The sequence below is a fragment of the Burkholderia sp. genome (assembly GCF_018375725.1).
GTDB lineage: Bacteria > Pseudomonadota > Gammaproteobacteria > Burkholderiales > Burkholderiaceae > Burkholderia.
Genome location: NZ_JAHACR010000425.1, coordinates 1 through 2,695, shown reverse-complemented (window position 1 = coordinate 2,695; position 2,695 = coordinate 1). Strand labels below are relative to the sequence as shown.

Here is a 2,695-nt window from a genome sequence, read left to right as displayed (position 1 = left end):
CGCTACCGCCGCGCGCTGCTCGAGCGGCTTTGCGTGCCATTCGACGTCGTGTCGCCCGACCTCGACGAAACCCCGTTGCCCGACGAGACGCCTGCCGCGACGGCGCTGCGCCTCGCCGCTGCGAAGGCGCGCGCCGTCGCCGATACGATCGAAGCGCCGGACGGCGTGCTCGTGATCGGCTCCGACCAGGTCGCGACCTTCGACGGCCTGCAGATCGGCAAGCCCGGAACCCACGAGCGCGCGCTTGCGCAACTCGTCGCCATGCAAGGACGCGAAGTCGAATTCCACAGCGCGCTCAGCCTGTACGACAGCCGCACCGGCGAATCGCAGAGCGAGGACATCGTCACGCGCGTGCGTTTTCGCACGCTTCCCGAGGCCGAACTCGACGCGTATCTGCACGCCGAAACGCCGTACGACGTCGCCGGCAGCGCCAAGTCCGAAGGCCTCGGCATCGCCCTGCTCGACGCGATCGACTCGGACGACCCGACCGCGCTCGTCGGCCTGCCGCTGATCGCACTCACACGGATGCTGCGCACGGCGAACTATCCGCTGTTCGCCGCGAAGGAGGTGCAAGCATGACGGCCGGCACACTCTATCTGGTACCCAACACGCTCGGCGACGGCGACGCATCGATGCTGGCCGCGGCGCTGCCCGCTGCCGTGCAGGCACGCGCAGGCACGCTCGGCTACTACATCGGCGAGAACGCAAAGACGACCCGCGCCTTTCTGAAGAAGATCGGCACGACGCGGCCGATCCAGGAAATCGAGATTCGCGAACTGAACGTCAATACGCCCGCCGGCGAGATCGACAAACTGCTCGCGCCGGTGCTGTCCGGCACGGACGCCGGGCTCGTGTCGGAAGCCGGCTGCCCCGCCGTCGCCGACCCGGGCGCCCTGCTGGTGCGCCGCGCGCACGAGCGCGGCGTGAAGGTCGTGCCGCTCGTCGGCCCGAGCTCCATCCTGCTCGCGCTGATGGCGTCCGGCCTGAACGGCCAGAGCTTCTCGTTCAACGGCTACCTGCCCGTCGATGCCGCCGCGCGCGCAAAGCGGCTGCGCGAACTCGAACAGCTGTCGCGCAAGGCACGGCAGACTCAGATCTTCATCGAGACGCCATACCGCAACCACGCCATGCTGGACACGCTCGTCGCGACCTGCGCGCCCTCGACGCTGATCTGCGTCGCGGCCGACCTGACGCTGCCGACCGAGACGATCGCAAGCCGCACGGCGGCCGAATGGAAAAAGGCGCCTGTGCCGGATCTGCACAAGCGCCCTGCGATCTTCCTGCTGCTGGCGAACTGAGCCCGGAGCCCGCTCCGCACGGGAGCCGGCCCGGAGCCGGTCCCCGCTCACGACGGGCTAGCGCATGCCCATTTGCGCACCGACTGTCAGCGCCTTCATCGCCGCACTGCCGACCGCCGCGCCGAACTTGCGCGCGACACGGTTGGTCAGGCTCTCCTTGACCGTGTAATCGACGAGATCCGGCGCCTTCAGCACGTCGCGCGCCACCGTGTCGGTCGTGCCGAAACCGTCCGCGAGGCCGAGCTCGACGCTCTTCTCGCCAGTCCAGAACAGACCCGAGAACATGTCGGGCGTCTCATGCAGGCGCGCGCCGCGGCCATCCTTCACGGCCTTGATGAACTGCGCATGCACCTGGTCGAGCAGCGCCTGCGCGTGCGCGTCCATCTTCGCCGTCTCGGGCGAGAACGGGTCGTAGAAGCCCTTGTTCTCGCCCGACGTATGCAGGCGCCGCTCGACGCCGAGTTTGCTCATCAGCCCCGTGAAGCCGAAACCGTCCATCAGCACGCCGATCGAGCCGACGATACTCGCCTTGTCGACATAGATCCTGTCGGCCGCCGCCGCGATGTAGTAGCCGCCCGACGCGCACATGTCGGTCACGACCACGTACAGCGGCTTGGCGGGATATTTCGCGCGCAGACGCCGGATCTCGTCATAGACCATGCCGGCCTGCACCGGGCTGCCGCCCGGACTATTGATCCGCAGCACGACGCCGGCCGTGCCGTCGTCGTCGAATGCGCTTTCGAGCGCCGTATTGATGTCGTCCGCATTCGCATTGGTGCCCGCCGCGATTTCCCCGTCGATCGTCACGAGCGCCGTGTGACGGCCGCCTGTCGACAGTTTCGTGTCGCTCGAGAAATCGAACACCGCAAAAGCGAGCAGGATGAATACGCCGAGGAACGCGAAGCGGAAGAAGATCTTCCAGCGACGCGCGATGCGTTGTTCGTTGACTGCCGCGAGCGCGATCCGCTCCAGCGCGGTGCGCTCCCAGGCCGGATCTCGGCCATCGGAGCGGGAAGATGAATCGGGAGAGGTCGGTTGGTCGGCCATGAGTTGTTTTCGTCAGTCAGTCGCGGCGGGACGCAGATCGGCGTCGGGCATCCAGAACACTGCGCGGCCCTCCGGTGTGTCCCGCTCGTCGACCTCGACCGGCCGCAGGCGGGCGCCGCGGCACGGACCGCCGACGCATTGGCCGGTATCCGGCGCATAAATCGCGCCATGCGTTGCGCACATCAAGTATAAGCCGGACGATTCGAAGAACTGTCCCTCGACCCAGTCGAGCTCCATCGGCACGTGCGCGCAGCGGTTCAGGTAGCCGTAGGCGCGGCCTTCGTAGCGCACGAAAAACACGACGACCGGTTCGCCGCGCAGCGTCACGTCGACACGCACGCCCGCGCCGC

4 protein-coding genes are annotated in these 2,695 nt (G+C 67.6%); 2 read left to right on the top strand and 2 right to left on the bottom strand.

From position 1 onward, the window contains the following. Window positions 1–579: Maf-like protein (locus tag KH616_RS23865; protein WP_292253554.1), on the top strand; the 579-nt coding region annotated here is incomplete at its 5' end. Then, a complete protein-coding gene (locus KH616_RS23860; RefSeq protein WP_292253551.1) occupies window positions 576–1,298 on the top strand; it encodes an SAM-dependent methyltransferase in 723 nt (240 codons plus the stop codon). The genes KH616_RS23865 and KH616_RS23860, both read left to right, overlap by 4 nt. Before the next feature lie 57 nt (window positions 1,299–1,355). Here the strand turns inward: KH616_RS23860 and KH616_RS23855 are convergent, their stop codons facing one another. Together KH616_RS23855 and KH616_RS23850 are read right to left on the bottom strand one after the other, a co-directional pair. Next, entirely contained in the window at window positions 1,356–2,345 is a 990-nt protein-coding gene (locus KH616_RS23855; RefSeq protein WP_292253548.1) for a S49 family peptidase, read from the bottom strand. Window positions 2,346–2,357: 12 nt separating this feature from the next. Further along, a partial coding sequence (locus KH616_RS23850) for a Rieske 2Fe-2S domain-containing protein (protein ID WP_292253545.1) occupies window positions 2,358–2,695 on the bottom strand: 338 nt, incomplete at its 5' end.

Bases quoted from the DNA above. Each gene is read 5' to 3' on its own strand.
- KH616_RS23860 (WP_292253551.1), top strand. From the start codon at position 576: ATGACGGCCGGCACACTCTATCTGGTACCCAACACGCTCGGCGACGGC.
- KH616_RS23855 (WP_292253548.1), bottom strand. From the start codon at position 2,345: ATGGCCGACCAACCGACCTCTCCCGATTCATCTTCCCGCTCCGATGGC.